We start from the raw sequence: 17,005 nt of genomic DNA, 5'->3' as shown, positions 1-17,005 counted from the left end.
GGGGCCGGCCGGCTTTTGCATCGAGCGGAGGGAACCTGGATGGCGACGGTACTTCATGAGATGGACGGCAAGGTCGGCGTGGTAACGCTTGCGAAGCCGCCGCACAATTTGCTCGACGACCAGCTCATCAACGATGTGGTCGGCGCGTACCTAGCCGTGGTCGCAGCCGGCTGCCGCGCCATCCTGCTGCGCAGCGCGATGCGGCACTTCTGCGCCGGCGCGGAGATGGCCTCGTGGGGAACCGGCACCAAACTTCACACCGATCAGGCTGGGCTCGAAAGAGTCTGGCGCAGTCTTGAGGATGTACCGGTCCCGACCGTTGCAGCCGTCAACGGCGGCGTGCTCGGCGGCGGGCTTGAGCTCGCTTTGACCTGTGACATGATCGTCGCCGCGAACACCGCGTTCCTTGGCCAGGTCGAGGTTGCGGTCGGATTGCTGCCGTTGCTCGGGGGTACGCAGCGCATCGCGCAACGCGCCGGCATCGCGCGGGCCAAGGAGATCGCGATGCTAGGCCGCCGTCACACGCCCGAGGCGTTCGAGCGCTGGGGCATCATCAACCTCGTCGTCCCGGAAGCGGAGCTGGCGGCATCATCGATGACCATGGCCCGGCAGCTCGCCGCCGGCCCGACCAAGGTCATCGCGGGCGTCAAGATGCAGGCGAACCTGCAGGCACGCGGCGGCGTCGCGGCGGCAGACGCGCGACAGGTCGAAATCAACGACATGATCTGGAAAGCGAAGGATCGCCAGCGCGGTGCCGATGCTTTCTTCTCGTCGGGCCCGGCAACGGCCGTCTTCGAGGGAGATTGATGATGTCAGCTGCACCTCTCCAAGGATTGCGGGTGGTCGATTTTACCCGCGTGCTGGCTGGTCCTCATTGCACCAAGGCGCTACGCGACCTCGGCGCCGACGTCACCAAGATCGAACCGCCGTCAGGCGACATCGGCCGCGCCGGACTGCCCTATGTCGGCGGCATGGGCCTCTATTTCGTGCAGCAGAACGCCGGCAAGCGGAATCTCAGCATCGACCTGAACTACGCGGAGGGGCGCGAGATCGTCGCTCGTCTGTGTAAAGATGCCGACGTCATCGTCGAGAATTTCCGTCCCGGCACCTTGGCGCGATTCGGCTTTAGCTATGACGACGTCCGCGCCTTCAACCCCGGCATCATCTACGTCTCGCTGAGCGGCTACGGGCAGTCGACCTCGTGGCGCAATCGTCCGGCCTTTGCGCCAACGGTGCAGGCCGAGACCGGCCTGACCTCGATCGTGCAGGATCACTTCGGCGAGGCGCTGTCCGAGCCGCGCGGCGATTCCTGCAGCCATGCCGATGTCTATACCGGGCTGCAGGGCGTGATCGCCGTGCTCGCCGCGCTTCAGCATCGCAACCGTACGGGCGAGGGACAGCACATCGACGTGTCGATGGCCGCGACGATGCTGTCGGTCAACGAGCGCGCTGGCGCGATGATGTCGGGGATTGATACCGACGGCGAGCCGATCGCTCTGTCGGCGAACGAGTCGCACATCTTCGAGATGTCCGACGGCGTCCGGCTGACGATCGCCGCGAGCCCGATCTATTCGCCGATGTTCACGCGCTACTGCGCGATGATGCGTCGAAGCGATCTGCTGGTGGATCCGCGCTACGCCACCGCCAGCCTGCGCCGGCAGAACCTCGCGCCGTTGCTCGCGGAAATCCGTGCCTGGATCACCACGTTCGAGAACCTCGAACAGTTGCAGGCACAGGTCAGTGAAGCCGGGCTCGCGGTCGGGCGCGTGCGTACCGTCAACGAGTTCGTGGAGACCGAATGGGCCAGGGAGTGGAACGCCGTGGTCGAGGTCGATGACCGCGCCGGCGGGCTGGTCCGCATGCCGGGCAACCCCTGGATCTTCAGCCGCTCGGAACTGCCGTCGCCCGGCATGCCGGCCTATCAGGGCGAGCACAATGAAGACGTTCTTGGCCAGCTCGACTTTGCGCCCGCGAGGATCAAGGATCTGCAGCAACGGAACATCCTGCTCAGCCGGCGGTAGGCGGAACTTGTCCGAGGCTGGTCAAAAGAGCGCTTCAATTGCATGGAGGAGGAACCCGACAGGATCAGGCGGCCCGCGCCGAGCTTCTCGGCATGGTCCGCTGCGGAGTTTTTTGCGACGCAGACTCCCCAGGGCCGGCGGCTAACTGATTCCGACCCTCTTGCCGTGGCCTTAGGCCTCGGCCTCGAAGAGCAATTTGAGATGGTTGCAGGTCCCCGCAACCAAGTTGATGAAAAACCCCAGTAATCTCAACGGATTGCTGGGGTTATTCTTGCTTCTTAAATCGGCCCTAACAACATCAATGACTTAGCTCATAGGTTCAAATCACGACGTAACCACGCACATGATGTCGTCGCGGCACGAACTTCGGCCGGCAAGCGCTACGTTTCTGAATCCAATGGCCAAGCTCAGCATAGCGTGAGCACGTCATTTCAACAGTTCGTCGAGTGGCTCATGTTCCGGGGGCATTGTGGCCCGCTTCACCGCATCGATGACGACGGCGGCCGTATCAGAGGTACGGCACGTCCGTCGACTGGCAGCCTCCATCCAGTCGAAACGCTCAGCGCGCCGACGATGGCGTGTGATCTCAACAGGCTCGAAGCGGGCGCGTTGCCGAAACGCGCCGAGCTTGCGGCGGAATTTCCAGATCGTCGTCGTGATCATGGTATCAACTGTCGACGAAGCCGATCTTGTGGAGGCCCATCTTCCGTTTGCGGAATGGGCAGTTATGGAAAGAAAATCGTCCTCTCCGCCCATGGCTGGTGGCCCAAAGACAACGTTGGCGATGTTGAGATCGTGGGAAATTATCACCAAATTTGAGGAGGCGGCGACAGAACGAGGTCTCACGTTCGGCATCCTATGGCGGGTACACGTTGTCAAAGTTGCCATTTTTGCGCCAATCGGAAGCCGCCATGTTTGACGTTCATATCACCGGGCCGATGCCTATTGCGGCTTCCATTTGCCGCGAAACTCTCTCGGCGTAATTCCGGAAAATCGTCGGAACGCGCGAGTGAAATGTGCAGGGTCGGCGTAGCCCGAGGAAAATGCGACATCGATAATCTTGGAATTCGTGTCACGCAGAAGTTTAGCGGCATTTTCAAAGCGGACCCCGTCAAGCAGGTCAGAATATGTAACGCCGGCGCTTGAAAGCTTGCGTTGAAAGCTTCTGATGCTGATGCCGGCCATCTCTGCGATCTCCGCGAGTGTTGGAATCCTTTCGTCCAAATAGGACGGCAGCATCAATTTGACTGCTGAGACGATTTCGTGGCCGGACGGCACAATCCCGTCGTCAAGTGAAGCCGCCTGCGTCTCGCTTGCGCGGTTGGGGAGATCCAGGAATGAAACGGGAATATCGATCCATGAGGAATCCTGATCCGATATGAAGCGGGTGTTTTCCCAGAACGATCGAGTCTCAAGGCTCGGTTCATGGCGGGCTTCGAAGGCCATCGTCTCCGGAACCCAGTGGAGGCCGGCAAATTGCCTTACGATATGCATCACGACAACATTCTGAAGCCACTGCGAATGTTCAAGATGCGGTATGCAGGCCGCGCCTGCGAGCTTGCTGCAAATTCTCACGTGATTATCGTTGCGCTCCAGCCACACACTCACGGTCGTGTCTTCAAGCGGCGCCCATTTGCACAATTGCTGCAAGGCAATGAACAGCGTCGGCGAGAAGCGGATGCTGGCGCGAAGCTTTTCGCTCAGGTGGCAGAATTGCAGCCGGCGAGCAGCTTGAAAACCAATGTCTGTGATGCCCTGCGACCGCTGTGCTGCTTCCGCGAAACGTATCGCTTGCAGGATTGGGATATAGTGCTCGGGCTTTTCCTCCAAAGAAGCTGGAAGGCGAAACTTGGTCAGCAACGCCTCCGTTGGAGCACCGATCTCATCACAAATGTGAGCGAAAGGAATAATGAATTGGCAACGAGTTAGCGGAAGTACGGTCAATTTTGGGTTCTCGCGCTGAAATTGAGTTCGGCGATTTTCCACGTATTCGGCGTGCGGCCTGGCTGAGCGGCCGAAAGCTTAATAGCTCCCGGTTGGCGTGTATTGCAAAATATTTACTCGCTGCATTGGGAGGAAGAGGCTGGGCTGGTCCATTGGCAGCCAGCGCGCCCTTCGGTTTTAGCTTGGCGGCTTATGGCAAGACGTCCGACGATTCTTCACCCATGCTCCAGCAAAAGCGAAGGCTAGACGAGGCGTCTCGGCGTTTGGTCTTCACCACATGCCTTCGGTCCCATGAAGCCTGTTCATATTCCTTCCCGGTACTCGGTGCGCGCGGCGATTGCTGCCTCACTGCGTCACGGTGACGCAGCGCTTCAACGCACCGCATTCCAACTGGGGATGAGCCCGCGCTCGTTGCAGCGTCATCTCGCCGGAATGGGCACCAGCTACAGCGACATGGTTGCGGAAGTGCGCCTCGATACAGCCTGCTACCTGCTTCTGGAATCCAACCAGCGCATATCGGAGATCGCCCTGCGTCTCGGCTATGCGGGAACGAGCAGCTTCAGCCGTGTCTTCATGCGTTTGACAGAAATACAGCCCGTCATCTATCGGCGGCAGCGAACTGTTCAAGGAAACGACAAGTCCCGACTCGGGAAGGGGCCGCATGCGGGCAATCAGCAGAAATCGTCGCGATTGGCGCGAAATGGCAAGACATCTTCGCTGCCAAGCGGGAGTAACGTCGCGCCCCCTCGACAAGGGAAAAAACAGCGTTCTAACGGCACTGACTGAAGAACATTAGCGTCAGCCTGCCGCCGCTACGACAGGACAAACGATGGTTATCATTCTCGTCAGTTACCTTGTCCTGATTTGGCTGGCATTTTCAAAGTTCAAGCTGATACGCCTGACCTGGTCGTCCGGAACCGTCGCTGCCCTTGCAGGCATTGCCATTCTCGCCGTCTTCATGGCGATGCTGAATTATCTCACCCCCAACGGGCGCGTCGTGGTCGTATCACGAGTCGTGGAAGTGACGCCGAACGTCAGTGGTGAGGTGATTGCAATCCCCGTCAAACCAAACGTGCCGGTAAAGGCCGATGCGGTCTTGTTCGAAATTGACCCGACGCCGTTTCGATACAAGGTTCGTCAGCTTGAAGCCGCACTAATCGCAGCTCAGCATCAGGCCGAGGTGCTGAAGGCGAATTACGATCAGGCCAATGCAAATGTGGCTGGTCTTGAAAAGCAGGTCTCTTTTCATGATAAGAGGCTGAACGATATCGCCTCCTTGACAAGCAGCGGGGCCGCCACGTCGTTTCGTGAACAGGACACGCGCGAGCAGCTCGATATTACGATTGCGCAGTTGCAGTCCGCAAAGGCGCAACAGCAGAGCGCTAAGGCCTCGTTCGAATCGTCGATCGGCGGTGTCAACACAACCGTGCTGCAGACTCGCGCACAGCTCGATGACGCAAAATGGGAGCTTGAACAGACGACGGTCAAGGCGCCGTCGGACGGCTACGCCAGCGTCGTGGCGCTCGCGGTTGGTGCCCGCGCCCTGCAGGCGCGTGCGGCGATGTCCTTTATCATAGAGTCGGACGTTTCCATTGTCGGTGTGTTTTCGCAGAATGGCTTTCGCACCATCAAGCCCGGCGCGCAGGTGAAACTCGTTTTCGACAATGACCCGGGACGCATCTACGAGGCCAGGATCGCGGAGATTCCGGAGGGCGTCGGGCAGGGTCAGATCGCGGTATCAGGGACGCTCGCTCGTGTCGGATCAATCGGCGGTACGAGCGCGTACCCCGCGGTGATTTCGATTCCAGCGAATGCCGACCGCTCTACCTTGCGCCTCGGTACATCGGGCACGGCGACGGTGTTCGCCGAAAATGCGGGACCCATCGGGCTCATCGCCCGTATCGTGCTCTGGATCCAGTCCTACACGGCCTATCTGTAAGGATCCGATCTGATAGCCGCATGCGAGGGGTGTAGCCGGCAACCGGAGATGCAGCGTCGGGGCATGGCTGCCGTCCGTCAAACCCGATCAGCAGGCATCCGTACTCCAGCGATCCAAAAGCCTGCAACCCGCGTGATCTTGTCGAGCGCTTGTTTTGTCGGCTCGACGATCTCACGGGCTTCGCAATCCGGCAGCAAGAATTGGCAAAGCGCGCCGCTATTGGCGTGAAATGGCAAGACATCCTCCTCAATGGCCGTGAAATAGCGAGATGAAAACCATTTCCCGGTGCTCACCGGATGCCAGCAACGATGGTCCAAGTTGGGGCGGAGAGCATGACACGGGACACGGTGATCTGGCAGTCGAGGTGCCCCGTTCGAGGGCACGACATCGGTCTGCCGCCGTGCGGACAGGATACAGAAAGATGAACCAATGACAATATTGCGCGCCGCTCTTCTCGCCATTGCCGCCGCTGGTATGGCGTGTGTGCCGACGGTTCTTTCCGCTCAATCGGCAGCCGAGCCGAAGCAGCATATGCCGTTGGAGAAATCCATCGGACAGTCGAAGCCCGAGGTCGTTCCGTCGTTGTTTGTTCTCAACTCCAAGGGCGCCGTCCTGAAGGACGGAAAGCTTGTCCTGGCCGGAATTTCTCCGAATGCCATCGTGTTTGCGGATCGCCCGGTGCGGGCAGCCGGGCATGATCTGACGGCGCGGATCGTCGAGGATTGGGGCAACGGAAGCGACAATTTCGCGAAGGATCCGCCGAACGCAACGGTTTCCGGATTCAAGAAGGACGGATCGGCTGTTGTCGACGCCGTGGTTGTGCTGAAGTCACCGAAGCTTGAAGGCGACAAGCTGACTTTCGATGTTGACGTGCTCGAAGGCGACCTGGCGGGGTCCGATGGACCGGCATCGGTCTTCATCGACATCATTGGCCGGCCGTTTACGCCGCTATCGTTTGCTGGTGTCGCCCGCAGAACGGCATGGCGCGGCGCTTACTATCGCGGCGCTGCCGTTGCCGGAGCCGCGGCTGTTGGAGCGGCCGCAGTCGCCTATCCTTATTACTACCCGCCGCGCTGTGGCTATTACCCCTATCCGCCTTGCTACTAAGGATACGTGCGACCAGCGGCCCCTGCGCAGGACCGGGCGCGGAGGCCGCGGTCAATGTGTCGGTCGGCATATCAACCAATAAGCTGCAATGGATTTCCTGACATCCGAATGCAGATCGTTTCGATAGCTCAATCGAACAACAAAGGAGTACGGCAAATGTTGACGAAGCGAGACTTACTTCGCTCCACCGCGGCGCTCGCGGCGCTCGCCGCCACGACGGCGAAGTACACCCCGGCAATTGCGCAGAACAAAACCGATTGGCCCAGGCTGTTAGAGGCCAAGGACATCGCTGAGGAAGGCTTCATCTACGGCTTGCCGCTCGTGATGAATTATGCGGTCATGCAAGAATATGCCGTGGACAGGAACTCGGGGCAGTTCAAGGCACCGTTCAACGAAATCTACAACATGCACCACGTCGCCACCCCGGCGGACACGGCAATCATCACGCCGAACAGCGACACCCCTTACTCGATACTCTGGCTGGATTTGCGCGCCGAACCAATGGTCATCTCGGTGCCGACGGTCGAAAAGGACCGCTACTACTCGGTTCAGTTGATCGACGGCAACACCTACAATTTCGGCTACATCGGCACGCGCGCCACGGGGACCGAGCCGGGCGACTATCTGGTGGTCGGCCCCGACTGGAAAGGCGAAACGCCGACCGGAATCAAGAAGGTTTTCCGATCGACGACGCCGTTCACATTCGCGGCTTTCCGCACCCAGCTCTTCAATCCCGGCGACATGCCGAACGTCGAGAAAGTTCAGGCCGGCTACAAGGCCCAACCGCTTTCCGCCTTCCTCAAACAGCCCGCCCCGCCCGCCGCGCCGAAGATCGATTTCCTTCCTGCCACCACGGCCGGGATCAAGGATAACTTCTTCCAATATCTCGACGCAGCCCTGCAATTCGTCCCCGAGACGCCGAGGGACAAGGCGATCCGTGCGAAACTTGCGAGAATTGGCATCGGTCCCGGCAAGACCTTCGCGTTCAGGGATCTATCGCTCGAACACAAGGCCGAAATCCTGGTGGGCATGAAGCAGGGTGACGACAAGGTCGACAAATGGCTGGCCAGCGGAAACAAAAACATCAATGGCTGGAACGTTGGTTCGTTCTTCGGCGACGAGGCCTTCTTCAACGGCGATTGGGCGATGCGGGCAGGCGCCGCCAAGGGCGGTCTCTATGGCAACGATGCCGTAGAAGCGATGTACCCCTATACACGGAAGGACGCGGCCGGTGAGTTGCTCGACGGCAGCAAGCACAAGTACACCATCACCTTTGCACCCGGCCAATTGCCGCCAGTGAATGCGTTTTGGTCCGTTACGATGTACGACGGCAAGAGCCAGTTCTTGGTCAAGAATCCGATCAATCGCTACCTCATTAACTCTCCGATGTTGTCGGCGATGAAAAAGGACGCAGACGGTTCGCTGACGCTGTACATTCAAAAAGACAGCCCCGGAGCGGACAGGGAAGCCAATTGGCTTCCGGCGCCGGATGACAAGATCTACCTCGTGATGCGCCTCTATTGGCCGAAGCCTACGCCGCCGTCGATCCTGCCGGCGGGTCAAGGAACTTGGCAACCGCCCGGTATCAAGCGGGTCTGATGGCACCTGGACCAATCATGCTGCCTGGAAAGTGATTTGAGCGCGCGAACTCGTGCCGGCCTTTTTTGGCGGGCGCGAGTTCGAGCGTGACCCACAGGCTCTCAAGCAGCAATCGGAAACGAAGATGGTAAGCAATTACACACAGAGCGCTGATCGTCGCAGCAAGGATACATCGACGTTCAGACGCTGACCTGCGCTCAACTTGCGGGCGCTTGGTAGGAAGACGCGGAGTTGCTCACCACGTAGTACGGCGGCTGCTGCGACGGTCTCGCGCGTAAGCATCGTCTCAACGTCATGAGAGCGAAAGAAGCGGGGCACGACGTCATCCAGTACTGCAAGGCCGATCCCAGCAAGCTGGTCGTCGAAGTGATTGCTGTCGTGTTCAAGGATATGCGCGCGAAGCTTGGCATCAAGATGAAGCCGTAGGCGAGCCTGTAGGAAACCGGGTGGGAGGACTTTTCCGTTGGCGGCTGCGAGCGACGTAGCATCATACAGCCTTAGCTTTGACGAATATTCCGACATGGTTATTGGAGCGACGGGGAATTTCCTGCTGACTGGTCCCAGTCAAGCTCCTTGGTCGGTCGATCATTGCAAACTGGGTTCGATCGTCTTGCAGTTTGGCCTGGAGGGAGGCTCCAAGATCTTGCACGGCGTTTCGTGTCCAGATGCTTTGAGCTTTATCGTTCAGGATGAGCAAATTGCTGATTGCCTGATATTTGACGGTCAAATCCTTCGGCCTCACGACTTCGTGGTGCTTCCGCCTGGGAGCGATTTTACGTTCGCGTCGTGCGGCATCCATCGTTGGATGTCGATTTCGATGCCTGTTGGGCTCTTTGAAACATTTGTTGTCAGGACCGGCAGAAACCATCTTACACGGCTCAAGAAAGCAAAGTGCGTCATTTCGTCCCCGAAACAATTTCTCAATTGTTTGACTGAGGCAACCGCGAGCACAGCCGCGCTCGTACGCAAGGAGCAAACGTCGACGCTCCACGGACTTAGCATTGCCCGGTTGTTAAACGCATTGATCGGTGCAATTGCGGATTTGGACAACGAAATGTGCCTCCCAACGGAAAAGTCGCGATTGTCTAGTGACACTGTGACAAAAGCGTTGGAGCACGCCCATGGTCAGAAATGGGGAGGGCTCCAGGTTGCTGACCTGGCCCTCGCGGCTGACGTAACAAGCCGGACGCTCCTGAGGACGTTCCGGCAGCAACTGGGTGTTGGACCAGCAAGCTATCTCAAGCTACGTCAACTCAACATGGTCCGCCGTTCACTCCGCGGAAAATGTGGGCCGTCAAGCAAAGTCACAAACATCATGAGCGAACACGGCGTTACCGAATTCGGTCGTTTTGCCTCGGAATACAGAGCCCTTTTTGGAGAGCGCCCGTCGGAGACGGTGGCGAGGTCGCGGGTGCAAAGTGCGGGATGAATCGACTCGCTTCAACCAGCGTCGTCAACCGCAATACCCAAATTTGCAAAGTGCGATTCGCGTCTCCGGACGCGCCGAGAAGGAGCGCGGGTGCGATCGTCTGCGCAATGGCATTCGACAGCTGACTGTCGGCGTGTCGGATAGCTTTGAGTCCGGCCTGAAACAGAAACGTCACGCTGCAGTGTACCGAATTTGCAACGACCGACTTCTTTCGATTAATTGTCCGATTTTACATAGCGACCGGGAGTTGACCCAAATACGTTTCGGTACAGGCCCTCGAACTTGAGGCTGATGTGTTTGCAAGGGATTTTGAAATGAGAAAGATCGTACTCACCGCCGCCGCATTCACTGCATTCGTAGCTCCTGCGTTCGCTGCCGACCTGCCGCAGCGGCCCTACCCGGCCAAGGCCCCCATGATGGCAACTGCCGTCTACGATTGGACCGGCTTCTACATCGGCGGTAATGGCGGATATGGCACGAGCCGCAATTGCTGGGGTGTCGTACCGGCAGGTGGCCTGGTCATTCCTGATGGTTGCCACAGTCAGTCTGGAGGCGTCATCGGTGGACAGCTGGGGTACCGTTGGCAGGCCGGTCAGTTTGTGTTCGGTTTGGAAGGCCAGGGCGACTGGGCAAATATGCGCAGTTCACACGTGAGCGTTGTCAATCCGCTTCTCACCAATTCTTCCAAGGTCACCAGCTTGGGTCTTTTCACCGGCCAGATCGGCTACGCGTGGAACGCTGCGTTGCTGTATTTGAAAGGCGGCGCGGCGGTGACGAACAACGACCTTCTTCAAGCTACCACGATTGGAGGCGTTGGCCTGAACTATGCGACCTCAACCCGTTGGGGCGGCGCCATCGGCGTTGGGTTTGAATACGGCTTCACGCCGAACTGGTCGGCCGCCATTGAATATGATCGCTTGATCATGGGTAACGCCAACAATTCCTTCTCGGTACCGGCAGGCGCTGCTGCCGTGGTCAATCAGGTCAGCCAAGACGTGGATCTGATCACCGTGCGCGTGAACTACAAATTCGGTGGACCCGTCGCTACGAGTTACTGATCTTTGCCGGCGAGGGCCGGCTTAGCAGCCGGCCCTTGTTGGCCTCTTGACCAATTTGGGACGAAATTTTCGTGATGGACGACATGAAGAAACTTATCATTGGGGCAGGATTTGCTGCCGTCAGTTCTATCTGCGCCTTTGCGGCAGACCTTCCCATGCAGACCTACAAGAGCGCGCCCGTGGTGGCCCAGGTCTATAATTGGACCGGCCTTTACGTCGGAGTGAACGGCGGTTACGGCTGGGGCACGCAAGATCCGCTGACGCTCGTCTCTGGCAGGTTTGACCGTGCAAGCTTCGATATCAGTGGCGGGATGTTCGGCGGCACCATGGGTGCCCAAATCCAGCAGGGATATGTCGTGATCGGCCTTGAGGGCGATCTTGATTGGGCGAACGTGAAGGGCAACGGCATCATAAGTCCGGCTATCGCGGGCATCGGGCAGGGTATTACACTCAATATCGCGTCCAACATCAGCGCCGTTGGAACGGCTCGGGCGCGAGTCGGCGTCGCCGTCAATAATCTGCTTTTGTATGTCACCGGTGGTGCTGCTTTCGTGAAATCGAGCGCGAATGGCACCTCAATTGCCGGCGTCGCATGTGGTACGCTCGGCGTACTTCCAAATTGCACAGCCTCAGCCTGGCGTCCTGGCATTGTTGCAGGCTTGGGTATCGAATATGGTTTCACGCCGAACTGGTCCCTGAAGGGTGAATATCTCTACACCCAGGTGGTCGGCACGGGCGTAAGCACCGACAAGCTCAACACCTTCCGCGGCGGCATCAATTATCGATTTTGAAACGGAAGATGCGGGTAGGGCGCTATCATGAATCCTAAGGCGTTGGCTCTCTGTGCAACGTTGGTTGCACTCACCGGTCCTGCTTCGGCCCAGACCCCGACATGGACCCAGACGGGTATGCTCACCTGCAAGCCTAACCCGAGCATTGGATTCATTATCGTCGGACACCAGTCGATGGAGTGCCGCTTCGTGCCATCCATGCCCGGTCCCCCACAATTTTACGAAGGCGCCCTCAACACGGTAGGAATTGATATTGGGGTAATCGGTGGCGGCGCCTTGGCGTGGGGCGTTCTGGCGCCCGTCGCCGGCGTTCCTGCCGGGGCTCTGGCTGGCACCTATGTTGGTGCGAGCGGGGACGTGGCGTTGGGTGTTGGTGTCGGGGCAAACGTTCTGGTCGGCGGATCCAACAGAAGCTTCGCGCTGCAACCGGTATCAGTCGAAGGTTCGGTCGCGCTGAATGTCACGCTTGGCCTGTCAGCGCTTCAACTGCGAGGGGTCCCTTGAGCAAAGCGCGCCTGCCGCGGAACACCCAAGTCGAACAAGAGACGCGAGATAGAGGATCTAGAATGCGGTATTACTACCTTCTTGCAGTTGCTACGACAATTGCGTGCTCCGGCGCTCTCGCCCAGACGCCGCTTTCGGCCTATGTCGACGGCAACGGCTTCATTGATGTTCAAAAGCTGACATGTGCCCAACTCGCGGGTACCTACCAGGAAGACGCGGACGCCCTGACGGCCTGGTACAGCGGTTGGTACAACGGCCTAGCCAAGAAGCATTATCTGGATCTCAGGAAGGGAAAGGTCGTGGAGCATGAGGTGATCCAGTACTGCAAGGCAAATCCAGACAAGCTGATTATCGAAGCCATCGCTGTCGTATTCAAGGATGAGCGGGCGAGACTGGGAATTCGGATGAAGGCCGATTGAGACAAGAGCGCCATTCGTTAGGCCCGGCGTTCGATGAGGGGGACCTACTGATGTTGTCCTTTGCGAAGCGTATAGTCGGCGCCAACGTGCTGTTTGGTGGGGCAGGCGGGCATCAGCGTTTCCTTAGGGGTATCCGGCCTGATGCTGGCGTTCGTACCGTGATGCCATGAGCAACCTCGCAATCAATCTGTGGCCGCGATGGCTCAGGATACTGATTGTCGGAGCAGCCACGGCCGCGGCGATCGGCAGCGGATGGTTCGCGTATCGCTACTTCGCAAAGCCTGTTGTGCTCACCGTGGCTGCCGGGTCGGCCGATGGCGAGTCGCTGGCGCTGATCTCGGCGATATCAGCGCGCCTGTCGGCGTCGAACTCGCATGTCCGGTTGAAGGTCAGCGATGCCGGAAGTTCAGCGAAGGCCGCCGAACTGCTGGCGGAGGGCAAGGCCGATCTTGCAATCGTTCGAGGCGATACCAGAGGCCTGGCAGACGCGCGGAGCGTTCTGCTCCTGACCCATGGGGTGGTCCTGATCGTGACGCCCGCAGCCACCAGCGCCGACAGCCTCGGTGGCTTACACGATATGACCATTGGCGTGGTCGGCGGCGCCATCAACGCCCCGACAGTTGAGGCCCTCAAGCAGGTGTATCAATTCGACCGCGCCAAGGTCACCTTTCTGAATGTTGCCATCAACGACGCCGCGGCGTCGCTCGCATCAGGAAAGGTTCACGCGTTGCTGGCCGTTGTTCCTCTAACGGAAAAATACCTCTCCAAAGTCAGGCAATTCTTTCACCAGGAACGCGCCAAAGGGTCAGCGCCAAAACTGATCGAAATCGAGTCGGCCGGCGCGGTCGCCAACGTCGCGCAGCAATACGAGAGCTATGACATCCCGAAAGGCACCTTGCGGGGCGCTCCGCCGGTTCCCTCCGATGACCTGACCTCGCTGCGCTTGTCGTACTTTCTCGTCGCCAATAAGTCAGTCAATGCCGACACCATTACCGATCTGGCGCAGTCACTGGTCGATGCAAAACGGGATCTGCTGTCACAGTTTCCGATATTGGCCCAGGCGGCGGCGCCGAGCACGGATGCGGACGCGTTGATCCCGATCCATCCGGGAGCTGCGACCTACTACAATGGCAACCAGCAGAGCTTCTTCGACAAATACGACGACAAGCTCTACTACGGGTCGCTGTTGCTGGGCTCACTGATCTCCATCCTCGTGGCAGCCTGGCGTTTCGCCCGCTCAGGCAGCGGACCGCAAAGTATGCTGGAGCCGCTTTACGAGCTTGGCAACGAAATCAGGATGGCGAAGAGCGAGGCCGAACTGGACCAAATCGAACGGAGAATTGACGGTATCCTCAAGGCTGAACTCGCCAGGAATGCAGGCGGTGAGGGCGCCGACGGCGCCGAGATGGCCGCGCTAGGTCTTGCCGCCCAACGGCTCCAATACCTGATGAGCCATTGCCGGACCCGGCTTGGCCACACATCGGTTCGCGCGGCAAGCAACTAGCGCGTGCCTGAACACTCACTCTGCAGGGTAAACGCCGCATCCTTGATCTGGATAGGCGCGCTCCGTTGCGCTTCGCTGCGAGACTCAGCTGTCGTCAGAGGAGCCATGATAGTGACCGAACCGCGAGGCAGTCAGGCAAGGGCGATGCGCCTCCTGAACAGGAGCTGAAACGCCCCTTTGAGGTTGAAAGGACCCGTTCGATCCACGTCATCGGCATAAGTCGTTGAAACCGCAGCAAATGCGACCTCCCTCCGAGCGCACCATAAACCCACGTTCGGCTTCGAAGTCGCCGGCCGCGACATGGATAGAAATGGCCGTCAGCTGCCTGCTCCCAGGCGGCAGCCAAAAGGCCATCTGTTGGTCAAGGAGGTTCAACCTCGAATGACGAAGAACTTTTTCTCCTCCCTCACTATCCCGTATGCCAAAGTCTGGTCCGGCCGTACAACGGGACAATGGAAAATCCGAAATCATGATCATGGACCGTGGAATTGCCGACGCCGGCGCGGTGGGTGAGGGGGCTCTGCCCGGACTTCGGTCGCGGCCTCTCAACCGCCGGGCGTTTCTGTTCGGCTCCGCTGCTGGTCTCGCCGCACTGGGCCTGGCCGGTTGCGCATCCGACTACATGAGCTTGGCCGAGGCGGAGAAAGTCTACGGGCCTGTGCCGAACGAGAAATTCCCGATCCCTGCGGTCGATGTTAGTAAGGTCAATCCGAAATATCTTCGCAAGACAGTGCGCTATGACAGTAGTGAGGCGCCCGGTACGATTATCGTCGATCCCAGCAAATACTATGTTTACCGCATCGAGGGCGAGGGAAACGCGACCCGCTATGGAGCCAATGTCGGCCGCGATGGATTCCGGTGGAGCGGGGAGGCTTATGTCGGGCGCAAAGCCGAATGGCCTACCTGGACGCCACCTAAGAGCCTGACTGAAAAATGGGGTGAGTGATCTCAGTGGGGTGTGATTCCATCGGATTTGCAAAGATTCGAGGGAGAGCACGATGCCCTGGACTGAGATCACTCGGGAGCAATATCGGCGGGACGATCTGCGTTATGCAAGCGATATGACCGATGCGGAGTGGGCGCTGATCAGACGCCTGTTGCCGCGAGCGAACCGGCGCGGCCGGCCGCGTAAGACGGAGCTGCGTCGTGTGGTCGAAGCGATTCTCTATATCGTTTCGACCGGCTGCCAGTGGCGGGCGCTGCCGCGGGAGTTCCCGCCCTACTCGACGGTGCAGGGCTATTTTTATAGATGGCGGGATACAGGCCGGTGGCAAAGGATTGTCAGCGTCCTTGTCCGACGGGCGCGAAAAAAGCTTGGACGCGCACCGAAGCCGACGGCAGCCGTGATCGACAGTCAAAGTGCGCCGACCACGCAAGCTGGCGGACCGCGCGGCTACGATGCAGGCAAGCGCATCTACGGCCGCAAGCGGCATATTGTGACGGATACCAATGGCCTCCTCCTCGGGGTTCATGTTCATCCGGCCAACGTTCAGGACTGCCATGGCGCCGTACCGCTGCTGAAGAACGTGCGGATGAACTTCCCCCGGCTGCGCCACGTCTTTGCCGACCGGATCTACCGCGGAAATCAACTCCTCGACGCGCTCTCAGACTGCGGTCCATGGACTGTCGAGATCGTCGAGCGGCCCCAAGGCGTCAAAGGCTTCCAGCTTCTGCCGAGGCGGTGGGTGGTCGAACGCACATTCGCTTGGTTCGGCAGATGCCGCCGCCTCGCCAAGGACTTCGAGGCGACGGTGGCAACCGAAGCTGCCTGGCTGCTGATTGCACACATGAGGCTCCTGACCCGCAGACTTGCCGCTGCCCGCAAGGATGGGTGACTTATGAGTCAGACTCTAAGGAGATGATCGCGCGCCAGCCGGAGGCGGGCAAATATGCTCGCGGCATGCCGGGAGGTCTCGACAATCCACTTGGTGCCCGCGTGCTCTACCTCTATCAAAATGGGGTGTACACGCTTTACACGATCTATAGCACCACCGACCCCGAAACGATTGGGAACGGCATTACGAGCGGCTGTACCGGCCTCCTCAGTCAGGACATGATCGACCTATATGCGCGAACGCCCGTCAATACGAAGGTGATCGTGCTGCCGGCATAGGCTTGCCGACACGTCTTTGCACGGCGAAGAGCCAATTCGGACTTTGTCGCCGGCTTCTTCGGTGCGCTGTGGGTCCTTCAATCCGCCGGTGTGTAAGCGCGTCATCGAGAGACGGGGTTTGGCCAGGGGGCTCGAAATTGTCTGAATAGAAATTCCAATGGGTGAATGGATTTCGCTGGCTATTGTCGCGCGGCGGCCGGCCAACGTTCATCGAACGATGATCAGCGCTTGGCCACACGCAGAACGGGCTGGGGGATGCGTGCGTTCAAGTCAGTCGCAGGTTTGGCTCCGCCGGAGCCGCCCCTCCAAGGGGGCTTGTTCAGATGAGCCTGAAGGTGATTGCGATCAAGAAGAACACGATCAGCCCGATGCCGACCAGCTTGAAGATATACGGGGCCTCAACGTCGTCGCCGAGCCGCTCGAAGGACGGCCCCCACAGGACCGTCGCGACGAACCCCAGAACAAGGAGCGTGATCAACAGGATTGTGGAGGCGGTGTCGCTAATCGAGGCTCCCATCTGGACATTCCGCTTCTTGGATGTGGTTGAGAAATTTACAACATCTACGGGTTGAAGCAT

At 59.1% G+C, this 17,005-nt stretch carries 18 protein-coding genes and 2 pseudogenes; 16 read left to right on the top strand and 4 right to left on the bottom strand.

The genetic code is table 11. The annotated features are described in order from the left end of the window. Positions 1–39: 39 nt before the first annotated feature. Complete coding sequence (locus tag ACVWYP_RS41340; RefSeq protein ID WP_304497281.1) at positions 40–807, top strand: enoyl-CoA hydratase/isomerase family protein; 768 nt, start codon at positions 40–42, stop codon at positions 805–807. Continuing rightward, positions 807–2,021, top strand: a complete 1,215-nt coding sequence (locus tag ACVWYP_RS41335) for a CaiB/BaiF CoA transferase family protein (protein ID WP_453945822.1) — start codon at positions 807–809, stop codon at positions 2,019–2,021. The genes ACVWYP_RS41340 and ACVWYP_RS41335 overlap by 1 nt, the downstream gene beginning before the upstream one ends. A gap of 426 nt (positions 2,022–2,447) precedes the next feature. Here ACVWYP_RS41335 and ACVWYP_RS41330 read toward each other — a convergent pair whose 3' ends face one another. Continuing rightward, complete coding sequence (locus ACVWYP_RS41330; RefSeq protein WP_028341970.1) at positions 2,448–2,684, bottom strand: hypothetical protein; 237 nt, start codon at positions 2,682–2,684, stop codon at positions 2,448–2,450. A 279-nt stretch (positions 2,685–2,963) separates the two neighbouring features. Continuing rightward, positions 2,964–4,007, bottom strand: coding sequence for a helix-turn-helix domain-containing protein (locus ACVWYP_RS41325; protein ID WP_453945823.1), 1,044 nt, complete (start codon positions 4,005–4,007; stop codon positions 2,964–2,966). 249 nt (positions 4,008–4,256) lie between these two features. Between ACVWYP_RS41325 and ACVWYP_RS41320 the strand changes: the two genes are divergently transcribed. Both ACVWYP_RS41320 and ACVWYP_RS41315 read left to right on the top strand, forming a co-directional pair. Next, positions 4,257–4,751, top strand: coding sequence for a helix-turn-helix domain-containing protein (locus ACVWYP_RS41320; RefSeq protein WP_304497278.1), 495 nt, complete (start codon positions 4,257–4,259; stop codon positions 4,749–4,751). A gap of 43 nt (positions 4,752–4,794) precedes the next feature. Next, the gene (locus tag ACVWYP_RS41315) at positions 4,795–5,904 is read left to right on the top strand and encodes an HlyD family secretion protein (RefSeq protein ID WP_304497277.1); all 1,110 of its coding nucleotides are present in this window, start codon (positions 4,795–4,797) and stop codon (positions 5,902–5,904) included. A gap of 77 nt (positions 5,905–5,981) precedes the next feature. Here ACVWYP_RS41315 and ACVWYP_RS41310 read toward each other — a convergent pair whose 3' ends face one another. After that, a complete protein-coding gene (locus tag ACVWYP_RS41310) occupies positions 5,982–6,197 on the bottom strand; it encodes a hypothetical protein (RefSeq protein WP_304497276.1) in 216 nt (71 codons plus the stop codon). A 136-nt stretch (positions 6,198–6,333) separates the two neighbouring features. On the opposite strand from ACVWYP_RS41310, the gene ACVWYP_RS41305 reads away from it, so the two are divergent. The 12 genes and pseudogenes from ACVWYP_RS41305 to ACVWYP_RS41250 form a co-directional block, all read left to right on the top strand. Next, positions 6,334–7,011, top strand: coding sequence for a hypothetical protein (locus tag ACVWYP_RS41305; RefSeq protein ID WP_420888154.1), 678 nt, complete (start codon positions 6,334–6,336; stop codon positions 7,009–7,011). Between the two features lie 156 nt (positions 7,012–7,167). Then, positions 7,168–8,610, top strand: a complete 1,443-nt coding sequence (locus tag ACVWYP_RS41300; RefSeq protein ID WP_304497275.1) for a DUF1254 domain-containing protein — start codon at positions 7,168–7,170, stop codon at positions 8,608–8,610. Positions 8,611–8,904: 294 nt separating this feature from the next. Further along, complete coding sequence (locus ACVWYP_RS41295; protein WP_304497274.1) at positions 8,905–9,036, top strand: hypothetical protein; 132 nt, start codon at positions 8,905–8,907, stop codon at positions 9,034–9,036. A 37-nt stretch (positions 9,037–9,073) separates the two neighbouring features. After that, positions 9,074–10,039, top strand: a complete 966-nt coding sequence (locus ACVWYP_RS41290) for a helix-turn-helix domain-containing protein (RefSeq protein ID WP_304497273.1) — start codon at positions 9,074–9,076, stop codon at positions 10,037–10,039. Between the two features lie 314 nt (positions 10,040–10,353). After that, entirely contained in the window at positions 10,354–11,097 is a 744-nt protein-coding gene (locus ACVWYP_RS41285) for an outer membrane protein (RefSeq protein ID WP_304497272.1), read from the top strand. Positions 11,098–11,171: 74 nt separating this feature from the next. Continuing rightward, a complete protein-coding gene (locus ACVWYP_RS41280; protein WP_304497271.1) occupies positions 11,172–11,888 on the top strand; it encodes an outer membrane protein in 717 nt (238 codons plus the stop codon). Between the two features lie 27 nt (positions 11,889–11,915). Continuing rightward, entirely contained in the window at positions 11,916–12,392 is a 477-nt protein-coding gene (locus ACVWYP_RS41275; RefSeq protein WP_304497270.1) for a DUF992 domain-containing protein, read from the top strand. A gap of 62 nt (positions 12,393–12,454) precedes the next feature. After that, on the top strand, positions 12,455–12,811 hold the full coding sequence (locus ACVWYP_RS41270; RefSeq protein WP_304497269.1) for an HdeA/HdeB family chaperone: 357 nt from the start codon (positions 12,455–12,457) through the stop codon (positions 12,809–12,811). A gap of 166 nt (positions 12,812–12,977) precedes the next feature. After that, positions 12,978–14,315 carry a TAXI family TRAP transporter solute-binding subunit gene (locus tag ACVWYP_RS41265; protein ID WP_304497268.1) on the top strand — a complete coding sequence of 446 codons (1,338 nt, stop codon included), beginning with the start codon at positions 12,978–12,980 and terminating at the stop codon, positions 14,313–14,315. A 469-nt stretch (positions 14,316–14,784) separates the two neighbouring features. Beyond that, a pseudogene (locus ACVWYP_RS41260) lies at positions 14,785–15,258 on the top strand (L,D-transpeptidase); the annotation flags it as partial. Between the two features lie 55 nt (positions 15,259–15,313). Next, the gene (locus ACVWYP_RS41255) at positions 15,314–16,150 is read left to right on the top strand and encodes an IS5 family transposase (protein WP_028341158.1); all 837 of its coding nucleotides are present in this window, start codon (positions 15,314–15,316) and stop codon (positions 16,148–16,150) included. 14 nt (positions 16,151–16,164) lie between these two features. Beyond that, a pseudogene (locus ACVWYP_RS41250) lies at positions 16,165–16,428 on the top strand (L,D-transpeptidase); the annotation flags it as partial. A 319-nt stretch (positions 16,429–16,747) separates the two neighbouring features. On the opposite strand, the gene ACVWYP_RS41245 reads toward ACVWYP_RS41250, so the two are convergent. Beyond that, on the bottom strand, positions 16,748–16,945 hold the full coding sequence (locus ACVWYP_RS41245; RefSeq protein ID WP_304497267.1) for a hypothetical protein: 198 nt from the start codon (positions 16,943–16,945) through the stop codon (positions 16,748–16,750). Positions 16,946–17,005 lie beyond the last annotated feature (60 nt).

The organism is Bradyrhizobium sp. USDA 3262 (genome assembly GCF_054060035.1).
Note: the sequence above shows the minus strand (reverse complement) of the source record. Positions and strands in the feature narration are given on the sequence as shown.